This window comes from Legionella maioricensis (assembly GCF_023618015.1).
Classification (GTDB): Bacteria; Pseudomonadota; Gammaproteobacteria; order Legionellales; family Legionellaceae; genus Legionella; species Legionella maioricensis.
In genome coordinates this window covers 58,376-81,659 of record NZ_JAJKBJ010000011.1, presented here as the reverse complement: position 1 = coordinate 81,659, position 23,284 = coordinate 58,376, and the positions used below count along the sequence as shown (strand labels likewise).

The following is a 23,284-nucleotide window of genomic DNA, read 5'->3' as shown; positions in this document are numbered from 1 at the left end:
TGTTTTACCTTGCATTAAAGTGATTCTTTCATTATCATCTGGAAATAAAGGGGGCATATTGCTTTATTTTGTTCATTTAGTTTTAAGCGCGCGTATTATGCCGAAAAATTGTTATGATTACCTTAAGAATCAGTAACATTCTTGTGGAAACTATGGTTCAATCCAAGCTATTGGGATAGCTGTGTTGGTGAATGAAAAGCTTTCCATGTGGTTGTTTTTGGCTCGGTACGATCTAAAATGCGATCATCATACCGAAAATTGTTATAGTTACCTTAAGAAATTACAGGCAGCTATCAATTCTTGGATGCTATACTTAACTCAAGGCGTTAAGTTGGCACCGTTGATGAATAAATAGCTTGGCATAAGGAGATATTGATGCACAGAGCACCTCATATTCTCATTGTTGAAGATACAATGATTGCTCAGGTTGTTCTTAAAACACAGATGATGAAACAAGGCTGTACTGTTGATACTGCATCAGACGGAGTATCCGCCTTAAATCTGGCACTTTTAACCCATTACGATATTATTTTAATGGATATAGGTCTTGGTGATGGACCAGATGGTTTTGAAGTCGCTGTTCAAATAAAAAACAAAGCAAGATTAATCGTACTACCCCTATTATGGCTGTTACGTCACATGGGGAGCCCGAGTACTATCATAAAGCCGCAGCGGCGGGCATGGAAGGCTATTTTTATAAACCGTTTAAGCCAGATGACGCCAAAATAATAGTCGATTTTCTAAAAAATTGGCAACAATTACACATTTAGGCAGCTAATTCAGTAACTTTTGCATCATACTCCTATGACCCCTGATTTTTTAGAGTCAATTCAAAGTGGCCAAGTTTTTAACGCACCCGAAGGATGCGGATAGTTGACAGTGCCGGCATTTGAACAGCTCTCAAAGCAATGAGGGCTCATTTTCAGGCCACGTTCATTTTTAAGTGGGGCGTCTCGGACAAATTTTCTGTGCTGGGAGCCATCTCTGCAAAATTTTGGTTTTCTAATGTTCTCAGATGTTGGAGCCATGCTTTACAGGTTTTTTTCTCCTCTTCCTTCAAATTAAGGAAATAATTCTTCACGGGACCATCAGTAAAGTTTTCATCAACAAATTTTCGCCATTCATCTTCTAACCCCAACTGCTTTTGTTTTTGTTTGAATGTTCCCTTTGCTGAAACAAAAAAAGCAGACAGCTGTTGCCCAAGACATACTCTGCTCTCGGGGGTAACAAGATTAACCTCACATTTCACGTCGAACAGTAATTTTTTTAAAGCAATATTTTGAGTTTTAAGATCCAGAGTATCATTCATATTTAGTTTGATACTGCTCAATCGATTTAGGAGGCTCGGTTTAAGTGTGCTGAATGTTTCCGGCGCACCGTCTAATTGGGTAATTTGGTTGTTAATCTCATTTATCAAATGTAGTGCCTTCTTTTGGCGTACATCCAAAAGACGGGCTTCTAATCTATCCATAATTTCTTTTAGTTCTTCTTCATCACCACTGCAGGTAATGCGTACAAAACCATTATTTGAAGGCATGCCAAAATAGGAGCCTGGTCCGAGCATCAGCGAGTCTTGGAATAATAAAGAATAAACTAGCTCTTCACTCGTTTGTATATTGCCTGTTTTCCCCAATGCCCTTTTTGCTTCCTGGGGTATTTCCTCCCCCAGTAAATCACTCAAATCACAAAGAACGTAAAAAGTACCGTCTACTTTATATTTAGGGTCGGGCATAGCCGCCCCCATCTTCTTTGCTCTTTCATACACATACTCTACCTTAGGCTTATAATAATTTTCTAATTTTTGTCTTTCTTCCTCAGAAAAGTTCAGCATTGTATAGGCATAAGCTAATTGGGCTGAGCGAGCTGCATGTCCTATAGCCACAATGTTATGTTCGCGGAATGCGTCCATCAATTGGTTGTCAAAAGTCATGAGCATGCCCAGACGCTCACCGGCCGCAGACAGCGCTTTCGTTGCCGAACGTAAAATAGTAATTCGTTGGCGAAGATCTGGAGCTATGGTCAATAAGGAGGGGGCCTTTGGCGAACTCCAGCACATTTCCGCATAGGCTTCATCCATTACTATTTTTAAATCAGGATATTTCCGCAGGACTGCTGCAATTTTTTTCAATTCATCTTCTGGAATTATTGTGCCTAAGGGATTGCTTGGATTGCATAAAAGGACTACTTTAGGAAGATTATTATCTAACTCAGCTAGTTTATAGGCTGATTTAATACTCGCTTCCAAGGCTGTTGCAGTTAATTGATATCCAGGCTCCTTCATGACATCAATAGGGTGCAGTTGGTGCTTTTTATTGGCTGCATAAAGAGAATAGTGAGGAAATGGAGTGATTACTCGGTATTTTGGAATATCCTCATATAATGAGTTGAACGCAGTGAAAATGATGTGTAAGGCACCTGCTCCGCCAGCGGTATATAATACATTGTCAGCAGTAATCGGGGCATTGTACCAATCAGTCATCGCCTCGGCCATTACCTTACGGGGCAAAAAGTCGCTACGCCCGTCTCCGTAGTCTATGGCTGAAGATTGTTTTGGTTTTGCTTCCTTGTCGTCTTTTACTACTGCGTCTGCTGTGCTTTTGATTAATATTTTAATGGCACTCCAATAAGCGAGGAACATTTCTACCATGTGTAGGTTAACAGGAAAAGTGGGTTTCCCCATTCCAGCAAAAATAAAGGGTTTTGTTCTAACAGAGAATCTGGCTTCGTCATTTAAGGTATTGGCCCACATATTGAGCAGCATGGTTTTATCTAGCTTGTCGCCTGACCGGCCTTCTGGAGTTAGCATTATCTTAATCTCGTGTTAAATGAATAATTTATATAACATGTGCTAATATTTTAGTTAATAATAACCAATGTATAAACCGTAATGGCCAAAAATTATAACAAAATAACCTTAACGCTAGATGAAGTAGGCAGTTTTTTAGCAAAATTCACCGAGAATAGCGAACATGTTTATTGGATTAGCAGTCCTGATTTTAAAAAAATCCAATACATTAGCCCCTCGTATGAACGTATTTGGGGGCGGCCTCGAGAAGAACTTTATAAAAATCCGAAAATATGGATTACTTTCCTGCATCCTGAAGACGCAAAAGACCATCATCCCATAGATGAAATGGCCAACAAAATTATTCAATTGGGTGATAAAGCCAGATACTCTGAACAATACCGAATTATTCGCCCCAATGGTGAAATTCGATGGATAATGGACAATGGATTTCCACTTTATGATGATAAAGGTATTTGTTTCGGGGTAACGGGAATAGCAATTGATGTGACAGAGCAAAAAAAACAGGAAGAAGAACTTCGGATAGCCAAAGTTATTGCTGAAAAAGCCAATCATGCAAAAGATGAATTTATTCAAAATATGAGCCATGATATTCGCACCCCATTAATTGGGATCATCGGAATGGCGGCTCTTTTGGAGCAAGAAGTACAAAAGGGGCAAGAAAAAGACTATGCCCAAATGATTCAGATGAGTGGAGAACAATTGTTGGGATTATTTAATAGCATCCTGGATATAGTCTCCACCGGTAACTCCAGAGAACAAGTCATTGAGGCGCAATCTTTTGATTTGCACGAGCTGCTTAAAGGTATTTGTGAGTTGGAGTTACCCACGATTAAAGTAAAAAAATTGGAATTACATCTTACTATTGATGCTTCCGTCCCCCAATGGATTATAACGGACTCGGTTAAACTACATCGTATCATCTTAAATCTTTTATCGAATGCGATAAAATTTACCAAAGAAGGCTCTATAAAAATAAATATGGTAGGAAGAGCTATGGAGGATAAGGAACATATCGAGCTGGAGGTGAGGATTTCTGATAGTGGTATCGGGATTCCTGAAGAAGAGCAAGATATGATCTTTGACCGCTTCTATCGAGTAACTCCTTCTTCTAAGGGGCTATATAAAGGGCACGGGGTTGGCCTGCATATTGTCCAAAAATATGTTGAATTACTAAAAGGCACCATTTCCTTTGAAAGTGACCAGAAAAAGGGGACAGAGTTTACTATAAAAATTCCCGTATTAATCGACTCGACTAGAACCGAATCAAAGCCGGATTCGGAAATCTCTCTGTCTTCCAAGCTGAAACTTGAAGAGCACTGGGTTAATGAGTCCACTCCCCCTGCACAGCAAATGGAGATTATGAATTCTGTTCCACCGCTTTTACTGTTGGTTGAGGATAATGCCATTGCTTTAAGAATGGTTGAATCCATAGCCAAACAAGCGAATTGTCGTTATATGTCGGCTTATTCAGGAGAAGAAGCATTAGATTTGGTCCAGTCTCACCAGTTTGATTTAATTCTATCAGATATAGGATTACCCGGTATTTCAGGAAGTGAATTGACTTTGGCCATACGAGCTTATGAACAAAGGGAAAAAAAACCTCCCGTGCCTATTGTAGGATTAACCGCGCATGCTATTGATGCGGTAAAAAAAGAATGCCTCGTGGTTGGGATGAGTAAAGTAATGATTAAGCCTTTGAAATTAAATACCTTACAAAATCTTATCTGCGAATTTGTTAGATCAAAAAATCATTTAGAGGCTCATACTTCTCCCTATCTGGGCCCCAACTTACCTGCCTCTGAGGACGAATTATTCAAGCTGGACTCCTATCCTCTTCTTGATGAGCAAAATGGAATAGTTAACTTGGGCGACTCGACAACCTTAAAAGAACTTCTGCAAATGATGATAAATGAGGCGCTTCCTCATGATTTAAAAGCAATGGATCAGGCTTTTGCCCATAAGCATTGGACTCAGGTAGAACAGCTAGCCAAAAAAATGAAAACGGAGGCCCTATATTGCGGGGCCATTCGTTTGAAATTTGCCTGCCAATATCTTGAACTCTGTTATAAGGAAGAGTCTTCTCATCTGGTAGAGGCTTTGTATAAGCAATTTTCCACCACAGTGACCCAGACTATTTTAGTGATGCTGGAATGGCTTGCCAATAATCCCTAATTAATAGATCGTTTTTGTGAGCGTTGATTAAGCAATCCAAAGGCAAAGACGATAGTTTTTCGCCAATTTTCAAAAAGGGGCAGTTGAGTATAAAGTTTGTCTGCATTATATTGAGGGAGAGTCATTTTAAGGAATAAAATGTCGCAGCATTCAGGGAAGAACTATGTGGGATAAAAATAAACGGGACTATTTACAACGCCTTGCTAAAATTCAGTCTTATTTACACCATAAGAAATTTATTAATACAGAAGATATCGTTGCCGTGCTGTCTCAACTTATTATCAGCGGTGACAGGATTTGCATCGAGGGCGATAATCAAAAACAGGCAAGTTATTTAGCCGCGGCTATGACCCAGCTGGATTCCACGACTATTAATAATCTGCACATGATTCAATCGGCTATTGTCTTACCTGAGCATTTGACGGTTTTTGAAAAAGGAATTGCGTCAAAGATTGATTTTGCTTTTTCCGGACCGCAGTCTGTTCGCTTGGCCAATATGGTAAAAAATAAAAAAATTCATATTGGAAATATTCATACTTATAATGAATTGTATGGACGATTGCTGACTGATTTGACCCCTGATATCTGTTTACTGATGGCGGATAAAGCAGATAAAGAAGGTAATTTATATACCGGGGCTAATACGGAAGAAACACCGTTCCTTATAGAGGCAACGGCGTTTAAAAACGGTGTGGTTATTGTTCAGGTTAATGAAATTGTAGACAAGTTACCCCGAGTAGATATTCCAGGTGATTGGGTCGATGTCATTGTTAAGGGACCGAAGCCCTCTTACATTGAGCCGCTTTTTACTCGAGATCCTGCTCAAATTAATGAAATCAAAATATTAATGGCCATGATGGTTATTAAAGGCATTTACGCACCCTACCAGGTCAATATATTAAATCATGGGGTTGGATTTAATACCTGTGCTATCGAGTTATTACTCCCTACCTATGCCGAGTCCTTAGGGCTGAAAGGCGCAATTTGTCAACACTGGATGGTCAATCCTTTGCCGACTTTAATCCCTGCAATTGAGCATGGGTTTGTCAAGTCAATCCATGCTGTTGGCGGTGAAGTGGGAATGAATGACTATGTAGCAGCACGGCCCGATATCTTCTTTACAGGAAAAGACGGGTCTTTACGCTCCAATCGTGCATTCGGGCAATTAGCAGGGCATTATGCCTGTGATGTTTTTACTGGGGCTACCTTGCAAATTGATGTTGAAGGAAATAGTTCTACCGCCATTGATGGGCGTATTGCTGGTTTTGGTGGCGCACCCAATATGGGCTGTGATGCTCCAGGAAGAAGGCATTCTTCTTATGCCTGGTTAAAAGCCGGACGTGAACGAAGCGAGGCTTTGGCTACCAAGATGCCTCGCGGCAGAAAATTGGTAATTCAAATGGTTGAAACATTTCAAAATGCGGACCAACCTACTTTTGTTGAAAAACTGGATGCCTGGGCCTTACAGAAATCAATGGAAGCAGATCTGCCTCCAGTCATGATTTATGGTGATGACATTAGCCATATTGTGACCGAAGAAGGAATTGCCAATTTATTAACGTGTCGTACTCTCGAAGAGCGTGAGCAGGCAATACGAGGGGTTGCCGGGTATACCGAAGTAGGCAGAAGCCGGGATAAAAATAAAGTAGATGAATTACGTGCCAGAGGAGTAATCCAGCGTCCTGAGGATTTAGGAATTAAACTTTCTGATGCAACCAGAGATTTGCTGGCAGCAAAATCCATTCGGGAGTTGGTAGATTATTCCGGGGGGTTATATTCTCCTCCCGCAAAATTTAGAAATTGGTAAGGAATGCATAATGGAATCAATGGTATTTGATTTTGTTTTATCAGGGACTGGAGTTAAAGGTCAACGAACAGTATGCGGTGTTGTCGGCTCAGGTAACTTGGAAGTTATTGTTGAAGAAAACGACTCCTTGCAGAGCCGGTTTGAAATTGAAACAGCAGTAGACCATTATAAGCCAATCTGGTCTATGGTCATTGAGGACTTTGTTAAGGAGTACCAGCCGGTAGGCCTTAAATTTACTCTTAATGATAATGGGGCTACTCCTCCTGTTGTTTCGTTGCGACTGAGACAGGCGTTTGAAGCATTTAAAGGGTATCGCTCCACAGCAAATAATTATTTGGAATTAGGGGCTCGGGAACGAATTTCTGCTCTGGTGGATGTGAATACCTTTAAAGAATGGCTAGCCAATGAAGCGTATTACAGTCCTCATTTGGCTGCATTAGGACTACCTGGTGAAGCGGATGATGGCATTATTATCGGATCTGCCGAATGCTCCAAAAAAAAGATTTTGATTGCCGCTCAGCAAAAGGATTTTATGGGTGGGGGCGTGGGTGAAATTCATGGCGCTAAATTAACTGGTTTATTCAAGGCAGCGGTTAAGCTCGGCATCCAGACAGTGATTTTATTGATAGACAGCGGCGGAGTCAGGTTGCATGAGGCTAATGCCGGGGAAATTGCGATCTCCGAAACTATTAGAGCCATTTTTGAAGCCAGAAACCAGGGGGTAATGACTTTAGGCGTAATCTGCGGAAAAAATGGCGCCTTTGGAGGCATGGGGATTATTTCCTCCTGTCTGGATTATCTTATTGTCAACGAAATCGCGCGTATCGGTGTATCCGGAGCTGATGTGATTCAGGCAGTCAAGGGTGTTGAAGTGTTTGACGCGCAAGACAGGTCCCTGGTTTGGCGTGTTTATGGAGGAAAAACCCGTTATTTACAACAAGTTGCCCAGTCCTATGTGGGCTCGTCAATTCAATCGATTAAAGAGGCAATTAAGGGGGCTATAAATAAAAAAAGTCCTATAGATATAGCGCATTTGAAAAAACAACATGCTTTATTAAAAAAGCGTTTTGAGAGCACCAAAGGTTATGAAGAGGAGGGCGCTTATTTGGCCGCCAAGCATCCTCAATATGCCGCCACTTTATTTGATATGGATGAGCGCAGTTTTTTACACGCGGCAGAACAAATAAGCAAGGATCAATAATGATTGCATTAGCTGATGTGCTGAAGGGAATATTTGGGAATGAGTATCAATTAGCAGAACATCATTCGGTGGTTTATGGTCAGGGACGAATTGGTACGCAACCATTTCATCTTTTGGGGGTCAAGGAAGCTACTTTTTTGGGTGCTGAGCAAGCGATGATTATGGCCGAAAAAATAATAGGGCTGATTGACGCGAAATCTCCCGAACCGCTTTTATTATTAGTTGATGTGGCCGGCCAACAATTAAGCATGCGCGATGAATGGTTGGGAATGCACCAGTATTTTGCTCATCTTCTCACCAGTCTGGAATGTTTACGCAAGCAAGGAAATAAACTCATATCATTGGTCTATAATCAGGCATTGGGCGGCGGTTTTATTGCCTATGGTCTAATGGCAGATACCATCTTGGCTTTGCCAGATGCTGAATTAGCGGTGATGTGGTTAGAGGGCATTGCCAAAGTGACCAAAATAGAATTAAGTACTTTGCAGGAGTTAAGTAAAACAGTGGCGGTATTTGCTCCCGGGGTTAATAACTTTTATAAACTGGGTGGCCTACATAAAATTGTTGCCTTACCGCAAGTGGCCAGTGCATTAATACAGGCATTAAAAAATAATGACTGTGGTGATCGACGGGCAAAACTGGGAGAGGAACGTGGGGGTAGAAAGTTGGCTTTTCCGGTGATTAATAAAGTGACTGCGATGACATGATGAGCCAAAGACATCAATTGGTATTTCTCGAGCATGATTCTGCTTTTGTTATTCATTCCATTCACGAAGAAAAGCAGGCCATTACTCATTATGTGAACCAATGGATTAATCAGGGATTACCTTGTATTTATGCACGGCAGTTGTCTGCGGAACAGGATATGCTGGATTTGGGGTTACCCGTTTTTCTTGCCAATAAGAAGCATCGCGTTGGCTTGCGTCTTAATAAAAATAAGGTGAGTAGAAAAGAAGATTTGCCACGATTAATTGATATGGCGAGTTATTTTTGCAAAAAAATTAAGGGGCAGCCTTTTACTCTGTTTTCTCAACAGGATATGGCTGATTTTCACTCCATATCAGTCTATGGTTCTTTTCTATGGGAGTATTTATCCGAGCAGCCTTTTGTTGGTGATAACTCGGATCTGGATTTACTTATTGATTATGAAGGTCATTCATTAGATAAATTAAAGCAAATATTAACTATATTAAAAAAGAAATTTAATAGAACCATTGATGGAGAGGTGCGTTTTAAAAAATTGGGTGATATTGCGGTTAATGAATTAGTAAATTCATCCGCGGATCAATTGTTATTTAAAAATACGGATGAAATTGGATTGATATCAAGACATGATCTTTATAAACAATATCCCGATTTACTCAGACTCTAATCGTAAAATAGCCAGAAAAATTGCCAAAATAGCAATTAGAGCGCTTTATATGGAAATAAAGGCCTATCCAAAACCCGGTTTAGTCAGCTTTATCGATTCTGGTGCCCACGTGGATATGAATGGGGAAACATTTTATCGCAGCCTTTTTACCTTACGTCATTATTTTTATTTAATTACCTTACAAGGATTAGCTCATAACTCTTTTGAGCAGTTACGCCAAACGGCACTTAATGCTGAACGGCAAATGTTAGCTACGACGGCAGGGGTTAACACCCACAGAGGCGCTATTTTTGCTTTAGGTATTTTATGTGTCTCGGCAGCACGAATTGCCAAAGAGAAAAAACAATTTACCCCTGTTGAATTTTATCAACAACTGCTCAACGACTGGAATGCTATTTTACAGCAGCATCAGCCAGACCAATCCAGCCATGGGGGAATCGTTAGACAAAGGCATCAGATTGTGGATGCCAGACAAATGGCCATTGAAGGATATGGGCTGGTTTTCCAGTTATTAATCTCTTTTATTTCCTTGTATGAGGAGACTAAATGTCTGGATAGAAGCTGCTTGTTTGCTTATTTAAAACTCTTAACCCAAGTTGATGACACCAACGTGCTTTTTAGAAAAGGTAAAGAGGGTCTAATTTTTGCAAAAAAGAAAGCACAGGAAATTTTAGCCATTGATTGTCTTGAAACGCGCCGGCTTCAGGCTATGAAAATCCATCAACTCTTTTCCCAAGAAGGAATAAGCCCTGGAGGTGTTGCGGATTTAATCAGTGTATTGCTCTTTATGGGACAACTATTTTGCGAGCCTCTTTCATGTCATTACTAGTCGCTTTTTCTGGTCAGGGAATGCAGCATGCAGAGATGTTTAAAATTCTGGCCGCAGATGATTGGGGCAATCATTGGCTCAAAGAAGCGAGCCAACTGATTAATCTGGATCTATTGGATTCCCGTATAGTCCAACAGTATTGCTTGGATGCGGTTTATGCCCAGTATTTTATTGTAATTCTTGGGGCAGGTGCTTTTCATGCTATTAACCATCAGATCAGTTTAATGCCCGAGTTTCTTTGCGGTTATAGTTTAGGGGAGTTAACCGCTTTTGGGATCAGTACTAATCTGAGCTTAAATGAGCTCTGTTTCCTTACTAAAAAAAGAGCATCGCTCATGCTCCAGGCAATGAAGGAAACAGCTGGAAAGAAGGAATGCAGTCTGGCTGTTTTGAAAGGGAATATAAACCTGAATCTTGCCCAGCTGCTCACTAAAACATTTGATTGTTATATTGCCATCATTAATGCAGCGGATCACTTTATTGTGGGGGGATTGTTAACGAATATAAATTCATTGCTGGCCGAGGCTAAATTAAAAGGAGTGGTTAAGGCAGAGCAATTAAGAGTGAGTGTGCCTTCCCATACTCCTTTATTGAGTAAAGCCAGCATTGAATTCTTTAATTATTTACAAAGTACACCCCCACGCTCAATGAAATACCCCATATTAAATGCTTTAACCAACGAGGTACTTTATAACACGACTGACATGTTATCTATTTTGGCCAATGAGGTATCCCAGACCTTGCATTGGGGCAGGGTGATGCAACTGGCTCCAGAATACGGCATTTCACTTTTTCTGGAGCTGGGCCCACGAAGTTCATTAAAAAAGATGTTTGCTGCGGAAAATCCCCACATTAAAGCCTATAGTCTTGACGATTTTTCTTCATTAAGCGGATTGGCTCAATTCCTCAAGAATTTTTGAGCTTGATTTTTTAATGTTGTCTTAATATTAACCATGTATAATGCCGCGATACTTAGGAGCTTATCAGGATACCAATGGCCAATATACTTTCTTATAACGATTATTATTTAGAACAAATGAGTTTCATTGATCGTTATATTCGCTCAGCTCTTCTTCCTGGGGACCAAAGGCGATTACAGCGTTTGGAAGAGAAGCAAAGCCAACAGGTTATTTATTTTCTTGATGATTTTCTTGATATTGAGGAAGGTAAAGAGCTTGATACCACGCGAATTGGTTATCCTCCTTTAAAGAATGTTGCTTATACATCTGAACAACTTATTTTAGCTCCTTTGGGGGAAGATATTCGTCCAGGAAATCGTCGTTTAAGCCGTTACAGACTTGTTTATGGTCCAGTTGATTTTTATTTAGGGAGTCAACTGGAAGACCCAACGGAAATCCCGGTAATTACTGCCTGTGCCCCCAACTTAATGGGTTCATCTGCAAGCGATCTGGAAGAATTCTCTACTCCAAATGGTCGTAAAAGAGCTCTCAAAGTTAAAGAATACGATGAAGAGTGTAAAAAACTGGCTGACTTCATCGTGGATACGGTAAAACAACAAGGGAAGAGCCGTTTGGTCATGCCTGCGTTCGGCGTGGGCGTTTATATCAGACAACTTGATAGGGCTTCTAAACAAATAGCCAAAGAAAAAATGTATAAGGCTTTTGCCGAAGCCGCTTTAAAGCATCAAATTCAAGTCGATTGGGTAGTCTGGGCGCAAGATTCTGCTGCCCAAGAAGACGCTACTCTTTTAGCGAGTTATTCGCCCGATAATCAGTATATGAAGCCGGTTATCCATGCGGATATGATGTTATATGCCCAAGCTCTTGCAGAGGAGCAAGAAAACCTTGTTTTACTTAATCCTGGTAGTGATCGCACTATAGGTGGTGCATACACTCATAAAAATCCTACTACTCTTGAAGAGCAAATAGCGCAACAGTCTGATTTAGTCTTATTACATTCGCAATTAAATGGAGATATGGTTGCACGATTTAATACTCAATTTAAACAACAAAAAGACATGCGGCAACAAAGTAACTCTACTCAGTTTACCTATATGCCTCATGTAGATAGCTCCTTAAAAATAGTTGCGGATCATATCAAGCAGACATTAAATCTTAGGGAAAGACCCTGGGTTTTTCGGGCGGATGAGAATTACCGAATTTCTTTTAAACGCAAAAACAATGCTCTGGCTTTTATTGAATTATTACATACTCACGGAGTTAATGGACGAAGAGGAAAGAAAAAAGCACAATTTGAGGATGGATATTATGTGGTGTATTTAACTTCCGCTCAATACCGGACGTTAACGGAACAAATATTGGTTGCTCAAGCTACACCTAATGTTTCCGCCAGTCCTTCTTCCTGGAGTTTTTTCCGGCCACCATCCGCAACAAGCTGTTTAAGCAATCAACAGTTGCGCGAAATCCAGGGATTAATTAACCGTTTGGAAAGAGAAAGAGGATGTTTCTGGTCGTTTAATTTAGATAGAAAGAAAACTAAAATTGATGCACTGACGATGCTGGCAAATCAATCCTTTCATTATAGTGACGTGCAACAACTCGTTACCGATGTGCTGAATCGATATCCTGATGCTAATAAAGGGATTTTTAGCAACCGCACTGGTGAATTTCTCACGGCGCTCAGAGATAATGCTGGTGATAATCAAAGGGGCTGTTGTTTCTAATTATTTTATATTGAATAGATGTTTTTCCCGGATGCAAGCAGCCAGGCTACGCTTTACTGAAGTATCAAGGACAGGATTTTAATAACAGGGAATCCATTCAAATATTTAGCACCTGCTACTTTATTGGATGGTTCCCTGTCTACATGGGGACAACAGTTTATTAATTAGTTCATAATCCCAGATCAATTAACAACGCCTTTTGGACATGCATCCGGTTTTCGCTTTGCGAGAATATAATGGATGCAGCACTATCAGGTAATGACACAGACACCTCTTTACCTCGCTCCATCGGCATACAATGCATGAACACCGCCCCGGGTTTTGCCTGTTCCATCAACGATTCATTGACCTGGAATCCTGCAAAATGATGCTCCGCATCTTGAGGTTCAAAGCCCATACTGGTCCAAACATCCGTATAAATGGCATCTGCATTCTGGACTGCTGCTTCAGGAGTAGGATAAGCAAGAATCATTGCATCAAACAGCAGCTTACTCTGCGTCAGAATTTCATTGTTGGGTTGATGATCTGCAGGACAGCAAAAATTGATTTTTACCCCGACTAAAGGCGCCATGAGTAAAAGGCTGTGCAATACGTTATTGCCATCGCCTACATAAGCAAGAGTTAACCCATTAAGCTTGCCAAACTGTTCTTGTAAGGAAAGTAAATCTGCAAGCGCCTGACAAGGGTGATATAAAGCAGATAATCCATTAATAATCGGTACTTTTGCAAATTGCGCCATTTCCAGCAAGGCATTGTCATCATGGGTTCTGAGCATGACGTAATCGCAGTAACCATTCAGTACCCTGATTAAATCACGCGGCTCCTCCTGCTTGCGAGTAGTACTGACACTTTCTATGGCGGTTCCGCCAAGATTTTCCATGGCTAAAGTAAAACTTAATCGCGTTCGGAAGGAAGGCTTTTCAAAAATCATGGCCAGATTTTTTCCTGCCAATGCCTGACGATACGCCTCGGGATTTTGTTTTATCTGGCTGGCCAACTTAAGCAGACGTAACAGATCATGGCTCTCCAATTCTTTTCCCGTTAACAGATGCTTGATCGTGCTCGCGTCTTTTATTGGGTGTTGCTCCGCGGATTTTGGAGGATGTTGGATGTCATTAGGACATGAATTGGTGAGCGCCGTATCCGGCAATAAGAACTCGGATTCATTTATGATCTCGCTCAGCGAACATCCTTTGTCAAGAGCGGCTGCTACCATTTGCCCCACTTGATGATGTGCATCCCTGAAGGGAACACCTTTTAAAATCAAGGTTTCAAGGGTTGCGGTCGCATCCAGATACCCAGAGTTTGCCTTTTTCTCCATCAGTTCCGTATTAAAATGCAGACTTTCTAAAAATGGGGCAAGGATGGTCAGACAGGAGGTGACGGTTTTCACGGAATCGAATAACCCCTCCTTGTCTTCCTGCATGTCCTTATTGTAAGCCAGGGGCAGACCTTTCATGACGGTTAAAATACCCAATAGATGTCCGAACACTCGACCTGATTTTCCCCTGATCAGCTCTAAAATATCGGGATTTTTCTTGTTGGGCATTAAGGACGATCCGGTGGCAAACCCATCATCCAGAGTAATAAAACCAAACTCCTGGGTAGCCCAGAGGATCAAATCCTCACACAGTCGTGACAAGTGCACCATGATAACAGAGGTTGCACCGCAAAATTCCATGATAAAATCGCGGTCACTGACTGCATCCAGCGTGTTGTTTATAACACCGTCAAATCCTAAGGTTTGTGCTACCCATTCTCTGTCTAGGGGTAAACTGCTCCCAGCCAGTGCCCCGGCGCCTAAAGGTGAAAAATTCATTCGTTTTTTCAGGTCTTGCAGGCGGGTGATATCCCTATTAAACATTGCCAGATAGGCATCAAAAACCCAACCTAAATAAATAGGTTGGGCCTGCTGCAAATGCGTATAGCCTGGCATTTTATCCTGAGCATGTCGGTAAGACAGTTTTCGGAGAACATCGGTCACCGCATATAATTGAGCCATAATGTTGGAAGCAGCATCGCGAGTATAGAGACGTAAATCAAGGGCCACCTGATCGTTTCTGCTTCGGCCGGTATGGAGTTTTTTACCGGTTTCACCAATTTTCTCAATCAGTAAATGTTCAATAAACATATGAATGTCTTCATAAGCTTCATCCAGAGCATGCTGGCCTTTTTGTAATTCCAGTTTAATCTCCGCCAATGCAGCATTAATTTCCTGAGCTTCTTCAGCAGAAATAATTCCCTGGCGTGCCAGCATGGTCGCATGAACCTGACTGCCCTGGATGTCGTAAGCATAAAGGACGTGATCAAAAGCAAGTGATGCATTGAACTGGATGGTCAGTGGATCCAGTGGTTTCTTAAATCGACCACCCCAGGTTTTATTACTCATAACTCCCCCCCAGATGGACCATGCCATACACCTTTGCGGATAAGGAAAACAAATTAATGAACCCTTCGGCGTCTTGTTGGTTGTACACGCTGTCTTCTTCAAAAGTTGCTAAAGCCGGTTGATGTAAACTAAACGGCGAATGCATACCACAGGAAATAATATTTCCTTTAAATAATTTTAGTTTCACGATTCCGGTAATATGCTTTTGCGTCACTTTGATCAATGCATCCAAAGCCTCTTTAGTCTGGGTAAACCAACGTCCTTCATAAACAAGGTTGGCATAAGTCGATTGCATGGATTGTTTTAGATGCAAAGTCGATCTATCCAGGCACAGGCTTTCTAACATCTGGTGGGCTTTATAGAGGACCGCTGCCGCAGGAGCTTCGTAGATTCCCCTTATTTTCATGCCGACTAATCGATTTTCAATGATGTCAGCTACTCCTATGCCGTGTTCCCCAGCTATTGCATTTAGCGTATTGAGTAATAATACCGGATTCATAGAATTACCGTTTAACGAAATAGGAACCCCTTGCTTGAATTCCAGACTGATTATTTCTGCGGTATTGGGTGTCTGTTCAATAGGCTTGGTCATCAGTAATAAATCATCAGGCTTTTCCTGGGCCGGATCCTCTAAGACACCTCCTTCATGAGAGATGTACCAGATATTATGATCTCTGGAATAGGGTGATTTGGGAGTTACTGGAACCTCTATCCCGTGCGCTTTGGCATAGTCAATGGCTTGCTGTCTTGATTTGATTTCCCAGCTTCTCCAGGGAGCAATAATATCAAGATGGGGGGCGAGGGCTTTAATGGTGTACTCAAATCGTACCTGATCATTGCCTTTACCGGTAGCGCCATGAGCTATAGCATCTGCTTGTTCCAGCGCTGCGATTTCAGTCAGCTTCTGTGCGATAAGGGGACGCGAAATAGTTCCTAAAATATACTGGTCTTCGTATAGAGCCCCTGATTTGAGTAATGGCCAAAGGTAATCAGTAACAAACTCTTGCTGTACATCACAGACAATAGCTTTACTGGCCCCGCTCTTGATAGCCTTTTGTTTGATGGCGACCAGATCTTCTTGCTGGCCCAAATCGCAAATTACGGCAATGATCTCCACATTAGGATAATGTTCTTTAAGCCAAGGAATCATGACTGAAGTATCAAGTCCACCTGAATAAGCTAAAACAATTTTTTTAATTTTGGGGGTCATAATCTGCTCCTGATAATTTTTGTTTTAAATAATGAATAGGATGATCAACCTCTGCGGGGTTTAGGTCAGCAATTAATTCACCCCCTTTAAGGACTACCAAGCGGTCGGCTACCCGGGTGAGAAACGTTAAGTCATGAGAGGCGATCACCATAGTAACGCCCATGGCTTTTACCGATTGAAGCAAGACAATAATTTCTTCTATCATTGCGGGGTCCAAACCAGAGGTAGGTTCATCACAAAGCAATAATGAAGGATGCATCATTAGGCTGCGTGCCAGGGCAACACGTTGTTTTTGTCCTCCGGACAACTGATGCGGAAAGCACTGGACCTTGTCGGCTATTCCCAGTGCAGTTAACAGGTTGAAAGCCTGTTCTTGTATGCCATCCAGGCTGTCAGGCAGGCCGTCAGTGGGGTTATTACCTGGTAGTGAGTGCTTCTTTTTTGCTCCATGCATGATCTTAAGACGTAATTTCGGTGCATAAGTCAGATTTTTAAGGACCGTCATATGAGGAAAAAGTTGAAAGTCCTGGAACATAAACCCGCTTTTTCCGGTTACTTTAATGGTTCCCGAGCTTAAAACCTCCAGTTGTTGGATGCATCGTAGTAAAGTAGATTTTCCGCTGCCTGAAGGTCCGGCGAGACCCAGAATGGTATTCGGTTCGAGGTCTAAATTGAGCTTATTTAGTATCGGGGTTGAGCCAAAATATTTTGACGCATTAGCAATATGTAACATCATAACCCCCTTTTGCTATTCGTTTACCTAAATACTCAATCAGTACAACCAGGGCATAGTAATAACCACCGGCAATACATAAGGGTAAAAAATAGGTAAATTGTTCTGCCGCAATGGATTGTGCTTTTCGCATTAAATCCATGCCGCCAATAGTCGATATCAATGCGGTTTCTTTTGCTAACGCTATGGTTTCATTAACCAGGGCGGGCAGAATGTTTTTGATTACCTGGGGTAAAATAATATCTTTCCATAAATAAAAACCGGGTATTTGTAAGGTACTGGCTGCTTCAAACTGACCTTTAGGTAATTGTTCAATTCCTGCCCTGATGATTTCTGCAATATAGGCTGAGCTATTGAGACCAAAGGTCAACACTCCGGCGAGCAGAATGTCGGGTCGTACTCCGGTCAGTCCTGGCAATGAGAAGTAAATGAAGCTCAGTTGCAAAATAACGGGCGTGCCTCTCATGATGGAAATAAAGCGATTAATCACGCCCTGAACCATCCCTTGATGTCGCACTATGGCTAGGGTTGTCCCCAGTAACAGCCCCATTAAGAGACCGCCAATGAGCAGTTTCATGGTTAAAACGATGCCGTTTCCTATGAGCAGAATATTTTGAATTAATTCTTCCATTGGGTGTCTCCTAGCCATTGTTTGTGTAGTTTTTGGATGGCTCCTGAGGCTTGTAATTTCTTCAAGGCCTGGTTGACTTGCAAGGTCAGGGGAGAGTTTTTATGCAAGGCAATGCCATAACCATCTTCTGACTTGGCGATTAATGCATAAGATAAGCCCGGGTTTTTCTGGCTAAACACCAGACCTTGCGCCCCATCCATGATTACCGCCTCTACGTGTCCTGCTTTGAGTGCCTCTATGGCTTGATTGTTGTTATTCATGCTAATGAGCTCGGCGGTAGGGACCTGTTTTTTAGCCCATATTTCCATGGTGGTTCCCAGTTGGCAGGCTAATTTTTTATTGGTTAGCTCTTTTGCTGAGGTGATGGGCTGTTCTTTCTTAAATACCACCGCCATGCTTTCAAAATAATAAGGCGCGCTAAAATCCAGATTCGTTTTGCGTTCAGCAGTAATGGTAATGGTGGAAATGGCCATATCATCCTGGCCAAACGAAACGGCGGGTAAAATACTACTAAACTGCATATTATCAAAAACAGCCTCCTTGCCTAATTCTTTAGCAATCAACTTGGCCAAATCGATATCAAAACCTTTCAGTTCCCCCTGTTCCATGTATTCAAAAGGTGGATATTCTGCCGAGGTGGCAAAGTGCAGAGTGTTGGCACTTTTTTCTTCGTTACAGCTTGATAAGAGTAGTGTTGAAATAACTAACAAACCTAAGGCAATAAATTTCATAATAAATATATATCCAAATTATATCCATTTATTCAATTTACCCGGTTTGGGAGTTCTTTGTCAATAATTAATGAAAACAATTTCACTTATTTGACTATATATTCACATCGCTCGAGCCTTATTGAGTAAACCCTACGTGCCGCTACTTGTTTAAGTCATCCCAAAATCTCGCCTAAAAAAGCAAATATCTTGTTCAAAAAATTATTAAAGAGGCACTTTTAACCAAATAATATTGAATATAATTTCAGCGACTTCTATTTTTGAAACTCAATAAGATAACGGGGGAAATAGCCGATGAGGATGTCCTATCACTAAGGGGGGCTCGTGGGAAAAGAGAGGATTCTTACAAGAAGAGCTCCCCTGGATATAAGACAAGGATGACAAGAAATCTATAAATAACCGCTTGGAATCAAAAAAATTCATGTGCTTTCTTATTCTAATCCAGTTTTGTTTAATCTTTGCTAAAATTAATAATAAATGAAATGCGGGATCTTGTTCTGGAAAATAAATATATAACTGGATTAGCATTATTGCCTTATTGCTACTCAATGGATACAATTTCAATTGAAATGAGTTTGAATTCAGCATTGTTTGGAGTGTTTATGTCACGGGATGCCGTACTTGATGGATATATAATAAATATTATTCAGAATCATAAGATTGCTGAGCAAATCGAACTACAACACCATTTAAAGGCCAGAGGCTATGAAGTGCCTCAAGCTACTTTATCGCGCCGGTTAAAAAAATTAAAGATTGCCAAAGTTTCCGGGATATATAAGGTAGTTGATTTTGCAACGTCAAATTTACCTTTGGTACTCGGTATCCATGTTTCAGACTATGGTCTCATCGTTTTGCATACCGAACCAGGTAATGCCAATAGCCTTGGCTATTTTATTGATCAAAAATACGTGAATTACCATTCATCCGATGAAAAAGATTCTGGAATTCTTGGGACCATAGCCGGTGATGATACCCTGTTACTGATCATTAAGGGTAAGGGTTATTTGGAAAAAGTAGTACAACTCTTACAGGAAGAATTTCCCTATTTGAGCCTGTAACCAGTTCAAATGATTAGCCTAAAGCACGCTTCCTAACGTGTAAGGTTATGAGTTACACCAGGAGGCGAAGATGGGCACTCATAAAGAAAATCGCAAATTAGTCGCTCAACAGCAACAAAAATCAAGACGATTACGCTTTTGTTTACGGCAATCCCAGTCACCGGCTTATTATAATTTGTGTCATTATTTGCAAGAGCAAGGATGGGGGCATACACGCTTTAATTGGTTTGCTCATTTCAGTGAACAAAACTTCCAGTTTGACGCGCCCGCGGCGGAATGCTTGGAGTATAAACATTTATTGGCGCAATTGATTGCTCAATTCTGTTCGCAAGCCATGCCGGTTACTTATTGTATTAATGATCAAAACTGGCCTTTGATTTTGAATCAGTTGGCTGATGAGTACTATACACGTGAGAACCAGCAGCTAGATCATATCGATCATTTGACCTGGATATTAAAACCAGCCTTATTGAATAATGGCCAACACATTAAGATTTTTCAAAAATTAAGTCAGTTAGAACAGCATTATCTTAGTGGCAATCGTTTGGGGGGGGAACATGTGTTACAGCGATATCTAACCCATCCCCATTTGCTCAAAGGTCCAGAGAAAGGGCATAAATACAGTATTCGTATGTTTGTGGTACTTACTAATTATGCGGGTGCTTATCTCTATCCTCAAGGATACTTTAATGTAGGTCTTCATCCCTATCAAGTCGATAACTTCAGTGATCTTCGCCCGCATTTAACCAATGAACATTTAAGTGAGGATGAGTTCAATGTAGTCCAAATTCGCACTGAACAATATGATTTATTTAAACCTTTTTATCCTAAAATCAAGGCCATTGTATCAGCGACCGTGAATGGTTTACGTAAACTATATCCCCAGGCTTTTATTGCTGAGAAACAACGAACCCTGGCCCTTTTTGGTTTTGATTTCATTGTTGATAGTGACATGCAAGTATGGTTACTGGAAGCCAATCATGCTCCTTGTTTTCCGACAAGCGACGAACATCCTTTGCAAAACAGCTTATATTATAATTTTTGGCAGGCATTCATAAGCAGTTTTGTCTTACCCATTGCACGCCAGCAACCCGTTAGTACTATTGAATATCAATTATTTGAAACAGTCGGGGAGCCGTCTACAAAGGTTAACAGAGCATAATCTCTTCACCAGCCATGTCCATGAGATGAATCCATGTTTAAAAAATAGGACTTATGACCCATTCAAGAAAAAATCGGACTCATTTGAACGCAATATCACGAGGCTACCCAATAGTTCATATACTATTTCTTACATCTTAATTCACATTGTTTCTTTTTTTTCCTGTTATAATGTAAATTTTCTCAAGGTAATAGAATTAAAATGATCCCTTCTTTTTTATCTGGATTATTAGCAGGATTTTTTATTGGTATTGCAGGGCAATATGGCGTTAAACGATTTATTAATAATAGAGAGCAGACTGCGCAAGAGCAGCAAAATAAAAAAATGGACTGGAATAAATTGTTTGATGAGCATCCTCTTTTTATGAGTCTCATCAAGACAGATGTTTCCGATCCTGAAAATCAAAACATCAGAGAATTTTTTGTTGTAGAGCAACATGCCCTGCTAAATTCATCCTCGCCTCGTTTGAGGTATGATTTAACTGACGATAATGTTGCGGCGGTTAATAAGTTGGAAGCGTTGGGTTACATCGAACGATTAAAAAACAATTGTCTTCTCTATAAAATGCGTGAAGATTTTATTGTCCAATTAAAATCCATTAATTGATGTGATGTATTTAAAAAAGGAGTGATAACTTAAACGAGGGGGGTAAACCACATCCTTGTGGTTTGATCTCATCCTTGAGATTTTGAAAATTCCTTTTAAGACATCCTTTGTCTTTCCTCGTATTATAAGCATAGCAAAATAAACAAAAATCACCTCATGAAATGAGCGCAATTCTTTGTAAGAGATTTCTTGATTTTTTGTCACTTCAGTCATTTTTAAAGCAGAGAGGGGATTTTCAAAGCGTCGTCATCTCGCATGTGAGATGACGTGGTTCTGCTCAAAGACTAAATCCCCCCATTGCTGCTTCTAAACAATTAGAGTTGTCGTTACTGCAGCATGGCAGGGTTAAATGGTTGTCCATTTACACTAAACTGCTCATTTTCTAATTTGAAAATCAACACGTAGTCATTACCATCAACTTTTAAAAGTCCTTTACTGACCAGGTTCTGCAAGGTGTTCTCCATTTGTTTTTGAGCTTCATCATGAAAATAGGTGGTGCTTGGGGGCGGAGCGATAATCGCCGTAGAGGATGTCCCAGATTGCGAAGACGATGGTGTTTGGGCCGCTTTCTCGGCTTGTTTTTTAAGGTCATCTTCAATGAAAGTCACCATTAACTGTTTTACTACTGCAATAGTCGCCTTAAATTGACCTTCTCCATGTGCTTTTTGCAGTAACTTACCAGGATCACTCTCGTTTTGAGGCAGCATTATTTTAAAATTACCTGTAACTTTACCTTCGGGAAAATTTAAAATCATTTCAGACAGTTCTAATTCGGCACCTTTAGACAACAGTTTTGGCAATTCAGCTAATAATTTAAGCTTGAGCAGATTTGTGTCGGAATTGTTTTCAAGCATGGTCCATTCGAGTTGATTGATATCGGCCATGGCCGCGGGATCCAGATTTTTAATCCCCCATTTTAAACTACTGGGACCATAGGTCTTTTCGTCAATGAATAATTTTTTCAAGGATATATCACAATTAAAATTCAATGCTCCTTCAGCGATGTCAGAGCCTAACATCAACCTAAACAATTCAAGGTCAAAGTTTTTTTTATCTCCTGTACTCATGGTCGCAGAAGGTATAGATAAATCAGTCTGACCCAGCCACAACCCATTCTGGGCATGGGTAAACTGAGCATGATGACTGATTTCTCCCAGCTTGAATAGAACATTATTACCCGTGCCGTTCAATCCGTACAGGGTGAAATGGCTATCTAATTTATTCATATTGGGGGCAATACTAAACACGGCTCTTGCACCCAGCCATTCAAATTGAAAGGCCTGAAGCCCAACGGTGCTTTTAAACGTAAAAGAGGGGAGGGTATAGGTGAAAAGGGTTTTGTTAAAATAATTCACCAGCACATTATAGTGCGTTTGAGGTTGGGTGGTTGCCTCGCCCATCCCTAAGCGTATGCCATGATCCGTGAATATAAAAGGACCATGATTAATAATCAGAGGAAATCCCAGGTCAAAATCAACGGCAGGGTCCATCTTGGAACCGCCATTTTTGTCGGTTATAGCTTGTTCGGGTATATGCATTTTAATCGCTAATACGGCTCGAGAGGAAAACCAGCCCCGCTGGTATTTATCTAAATGTATACTCAGAACGGAAGTTTTGGGGATGGCGCTTAAATTATTATTGAAGGTACGCTGGACGATAAGCCCCATGACGTAATAAGCGATAAGAATCAACACCAGAAAAGATATGAGTAATGCAGTCCCTTTTTTCATAATTACTCTAATTGAAGTTCTTTGTTATTATTTAGTCTAAAAAGTGTGTTTTGTAAAATTTGATAGGGTCGTAGGCCTTTAATCCTTAGGCCAACGCTACGGCATCTCGAACGCCAGTGAGAGAGCCCCAAGATAAGTACCGCTCTCTCTTCAGGAGATCTCTCGCTGGGTGCTCGAGATGACGTGTGCTTTGGAAAAAT

Annotated in this window: 19 protein-coding genes and 1 pseudogene; 12 read left to right on the top strand and 8 right to left on the bottom strand. The window is 40.8% G+C overall.

Translation table 11 applies throughout. The annotated features are described in order from the left end of the window. Positions 1-375 precede the first annotated feature (375 nt). Positions 376-729, top strand: coding sequence for a response regulator (locus LOX96_RS10400; RefSeq protein WP_250456367.1), 354 nt, complete (start codon positions 376-378; stop codon positions 727-729). Positions 730-922: 193 nt separating this feature from the next. Here LOX96_RS10400 and LOX96_RS10395 read toward each other — a convergent pair whose 3' ends face one another. Then, positions 923-2,806, bottom strand: coding sequence for a pyridoxal phosphate-dependent aminotransferase (locus LOX96_RS10395; RefSeq protein ID WP_250422118.1), 1,884 nt, complete (start codon positions 2,804-2,806; stop codon positions 923-925). Between the two features lie 81 nt (positions 2,807-2,887). On the opposite strand from LOX96_RS10395, the gene LOX96_RS10390 reads away from it, so the two are divergent. The 8 genes from LOX96_RS10390 to LOX96_RS10355 all read left to right on the top strand — a co-directional run bounded on the left by LOX96_RS10390 (position 2,888) and on the right by LOX96_RS10355 (position 12,834). After that, positions 2,888-4,981: a PAS domain-containing hybrid sensor histidine kinase/response regulator gene (locus LOX96_RS10390; protein WP_250422119.1), complete on the top strand. Its 2,094-nt coding sequence runs from the start codon at positions 2,888-2,890 to the stop codon at positions 4,979-4,981. 163 nt (positions 4,982-5,144) lie between these two features. Next, complete coding sequence (mdcA, locus tag LOX96_RS10385; protein ID WP_250422120.1) at positions 5,145-6,788, top strand: malonate decarboxylase subunit alpha; 1,644 nt, start codon at positions 5,145-5,147, stop codon at positions 6,786-6,788. A 10-nt stretch (positions 6,789-6,798) separates the two neighbouring features. Beyond that, a complete protein-coding gene (locus LOX96_RS10380) occupies positions 6,799-7,989 on the top strand; it encodes a biotin-independent malonate decarboxylase subunit beta (RefSeq protein WP_250422121.1) in 1,191 nt (396 codons plus the stop codon). Next, positions 7,989-8,696 carry a biotin-independent malonate decarboxylase subunit gamma gene (locus tag LOX96_RS10375; RefSeq protein WP_250422122.1) on the top strand — a complete coding sequence of 236 codons (708 nt, stop codon included), beginning with the start codon at positions 7,989-7,991 and terminating at the stop codon, positions 8,694-8,696. Before LOX96_RS10380 ends, LOX96_RS10375 begins: the two co-directional genes overlap by 1 nt. Beyond that, positions 8,693-9,361 carry a malonate decarboxylase holo-[acyl-carrier-protein] synthase gene (gene mdcG / locus LOX96_RS10370; protein WP_250422123.1) on the top strand — a complete coding sequence of 223 codons (669 nt, stop codon included), beginning with the start codon at positions 8,693-8,695 and terminating at the stop codon, positions 9,359-9,361. The genes LOX96_RS10375 and mdcG overlap by 4 nt, the downstream gene beginning before the upstream one ends. Beyond that, positions 9,321-10,190, top strand: coding sequence for a triphosphoribosyl-dephospho-CoA synthase (locus LOX96_RS10365; protein WP_250422125.1), 870 nt, complete (start codon positions 9,321-9,323; stop codon positions 10,188-10,190). The genes mdcG and LOX96_RS10365 overlap by 41 nt, the downstream gene beginning before the upstream one ends. Further along, positions 10,178-11,110, top strand: coding sequence for an ACP S-malonyltransferase (locus LOX96_RS10360; protein ID WP_250422126.1), 933 nt, complete (start codon positions 10,178-10,180; stop codon positions 11,108-11,110). The genes LOX96_RS10365 and LOX96_RS10360 overlap by 13 nt, the downstream gene beginning before the upstream one ends. Positions 11,111-11,184: 74 nt before the next feature. After that, a complete protein-coding gene (locus LOX96_RS10355) occupies positions 11,185-12,834 on the top strand; it encodes a hypothetical protein (protein WP_250422127.1) in 1,650 nt (549 codons plus the stop codon). A 169-nt stretch (positions 12,835-13,003) separates the two neighbouring features. Here LOX96_RS10355 and argF read toward each other — a convergent pair whose 3' ends face one another. The 6 genes and pseudogenes from argF to LOX96_RS10330 form a co-directional block, all read right to left on the bottom strand. Continuing rightward, positions 13,004-13,984 (bottom strand): ornithine carbamoyltransferase, encoded by a 981-nt coding sequence (argF, locus tag LOX96_RS17645; protein ID WP_348645844.1) that lies wholly within the window; start codon positions 13,982-13,984, stop codon positions 13,004-13,006. Between the two features lie 18 nt (positions 13,985-14,002). Further along, positions 14,003-15,223, bottom strand: a pseudogene (gene argH / locus LOX96_RS17640) (argininosuccinate lyase); the annotation flags it as partial. Continuing rightward, the gene (locus LOX96_RS10345; RefSeq protein WP_250422129.1) at positions 15,216-16,433 is read right to left on the bottom strand and encodes an argininosuccinate synthase; all 1,218 of its coding nucleotides are present in this window, start codon (positions 16,431-16,433) and stop codon (positions 15,216-15,218) included. The pseudogene argH and the gene LOX96_RS10345, both read right to left, overlap by 8 nt. Next, positions 16,417-17,166: an amino acid ABC transporter ATP-binding protein gene (locus LOX96_RS10340; RefSeq protein ID WP_348645845.1), complete on the bottom strand. Its 750-nt coding sequence runs from the start codon at positions 17,164-17,166 to the stop codon at positions 16,417-16,419. Before LOX96_RS10340 ends, LOX96_RS10345 begins: the two co-directional genes overlap by 17 nt. Beyond that, complete coding sequence (locus LOX96_RS10335) at positions 17,150-17,797, bottom strand: amino acid ABC transporter permease (RefSeq protein WP_250422131.1); 648 nt, start codon at positions 17,795-17,797, stop codon at positions 17,150-17,152. The genes LOX96_RS10340 and LOX96_RS10335 overlap by 17 nt, the downstream gene beginning before the upstream one ends. Further along, complete coding sequence (locus LOX96_RS10330; RefSeq protein WP_250422132.1) at positions 17,785-18,528, bottom strand: ABC transporter substrate-binding protein; 744 nt, start codon at positions 18,526-18,528, stop codon at positions 17,785-17,787. The genes LOX96_RS10335 and LOX96_RS10330 overlap by 13 nt, the downstream gene beginning before the upstream one ends. Before the next feature lie 602 nt (positions 18,529-19,130). Here LOX96_RS10330 and LOX96_RS10325 point away from each other — a divergent pair. The 3 genes from LOX96_RS10325 to LOX96_RS10315 all read left to right on the top strand — a co-directional run bounded on the left by LOX96_RS10325 (position 19,131) and on the right by LOX96_RS10315 (position 21,354). Beyond that, positions 19,131-19,586, top strand: a complete 456-nt coding sequence (locus LOX96_RS10325; RefSeq protein ID WP_250422133.1) for an arginine repressor — start codon at positions 19,131-19,133, stop codon at positions 19,584-19,586. 70 nt (positions 19,587-19,656) lie between these two features. Beyond that, positions 19,657-20,748: an ATP-grasp domain-containing protein gene (locus LOX96_RS10320; RefSeq protein ID WP_250422134.1), complete on the top strand. Its 1,092-nt coding sequence runs from the start codon at positions 19,657-19,659 to the stop codon at positions 20,746-20,748. 201 nt (positions 20,749-20,949) lie between these two features. Next, on the top strand, positions 20,950-21,354 hold the full coding sequence (locus LOX96_RS10315; RefSeq protein WP_250422135.1) for a hypothetical protein: 405 nt from the start codon (positions 20,950-20,952) through the stop codon (positions 21,352-21,354). A gap of 326 nt (positions 21,355-21,680) precedes the next feature. Here LOX96_RS10315 and LOX96_RS10310 read toward each other — a convergent pair whose 3' ends face one another. Beyond that, positions 21,681-23,084: a YdgA family protein gene (locus LOX96_RS10310; protein ID WP_250422136.1), complete on the bottom strand. Its 1,404-nt coding sequence runs from the start codon at positions 23,082-23,084 to the stop codon at positions 21,681-21,683. Positions 23,085-23,284 lie beyond the last annotated feature (200 nt).

Excerpts from the sequence above, each read along its gene's own strand:
- LOX96_RS10395 (WP_250422118.1), bottom strand. The coding sequence starts at position 2,806 with ATGCTAACTCCAGAAGGCCGGTCAGGCGACAAGCTAGATAAAACCATG.
- LOX96_RS10380 (WP_250422121.1), top strand. The coding sequence starts at position 6,799 with ATGGAATCAATGGTATTTGATTTTGTTTTATCAGGGACTGGAGTTAAA.
- LOX96_RS10345 (WP_250422129.1), bottom strand. The coding sequence starts at position 16,433 with ATGACCCCCAAAATTAAAAAAATTGTTTTAGCTTATTCAGGTGGACTT.
- LOX96_RS10310 (WP_250422136.1), bottom strand. The coding sequence starts at position 23,084 with ATGAAAAAAGGGACTGCATTACTCATATCTTTTCTGGTGTTGATTCTT.
- LOX96_RS10355 (WP_250422127.1), top strand. The coding sequence starts at position 11,185 with ATGGCCAATATACTTTCTTATAACGATTATTATTTAGAACAAATGAGT.
- LOX96_RS10335 (WP_250422131.1), bottom strand. The coding sequence starts at position 17,797 with ATGGAAGAATTAATTCAAAATATTCTGCTCATAGGAAACGGCATCGTT.
- mdcG (WP_250422123.1), top strand. The coding sequence starts at position 8,693 with ATGATGAGCCAAAGACATCAATTGGTATTTCTCGAGCATGATTCTGCT.
- LOX96_RS10330 (WP_250422132.1), bottom strand. The coding sequence starts at position 18,528 with ATGAAATTTATTGCCTTAGGTTTGTTAGTTATTTCAACACTACTCTTA.
- mdcA (WP_250422120.1), top strand. The coding sequence starts at position 5,145 with ATGTGGGATAAAAATAAACGGGACTATTTACAACGCCTTGCTAAAATT.
- LOX96_RS10390 (WP_250422119.1), top strand. The coding sequence starts at position 2,888 with ATGGCCAAAAATTATAACAAAATAACCTTAACGCTAGATGAAGTAGGC.
- LOX96_RS10375 (WP_250422122.1), top strand. The coding sequence starts at position 7,989 with ATGATTGCATTAGCTGATGTGCTGAAGGGAATATTTGGGAATGAGTAT.
- LOX96_RS10325 (WP_250422133.1), top strand. The coding sequence starts at position 19,131 with ATGTCACGGGATGCCGTACTTGATGGATATATAATAAATATTATTCAG.
- LOX96_RS10320 (WP_250422134.1), top strand. The coding sequence starts at position 19,657 with ATGGGCACTCATAAAGAAAATCGCAAATTAGTCGCTCAACAGCAACAA.
- LOX96_RS10365 (WP_250422125.1), top strand. The coding sequence starts at position 9,321 with ATGATCTTTATAAACAATATCCCGATTTACTCAGACTCTAATCGTAAA.
- LOX96_RS10315 (WP_250422135.1), top strand. The coding sequence starts at position 20,950 with ATGATCCCTTCTTTTTTATCTGGATTATTAGCAGGATTTTTTATTGGT.
- LOX96_RS10340 (WP_348645845.1), bottom strand. The coding sequence starts at position 17,166 with ATGTTACATATTGCTAATGCGTCAAAATATTTTGGCTCAACCCCGATA.
- LOX96_RS10400 (WP_250456367.1), top strand. The coding sequence starts at position 376 with ATGCACAGAGCACCTCATATTCTCATTGTTGAAGATACAATGATTGCT.
- LOX96_RS10360 (WP_250422126.1), top strand. The coding sequence starts at position 10,178 with ATGTCATTACTAGTCGCTTTTTCTGGTCAGGGAATGCAGCATGCAGAG.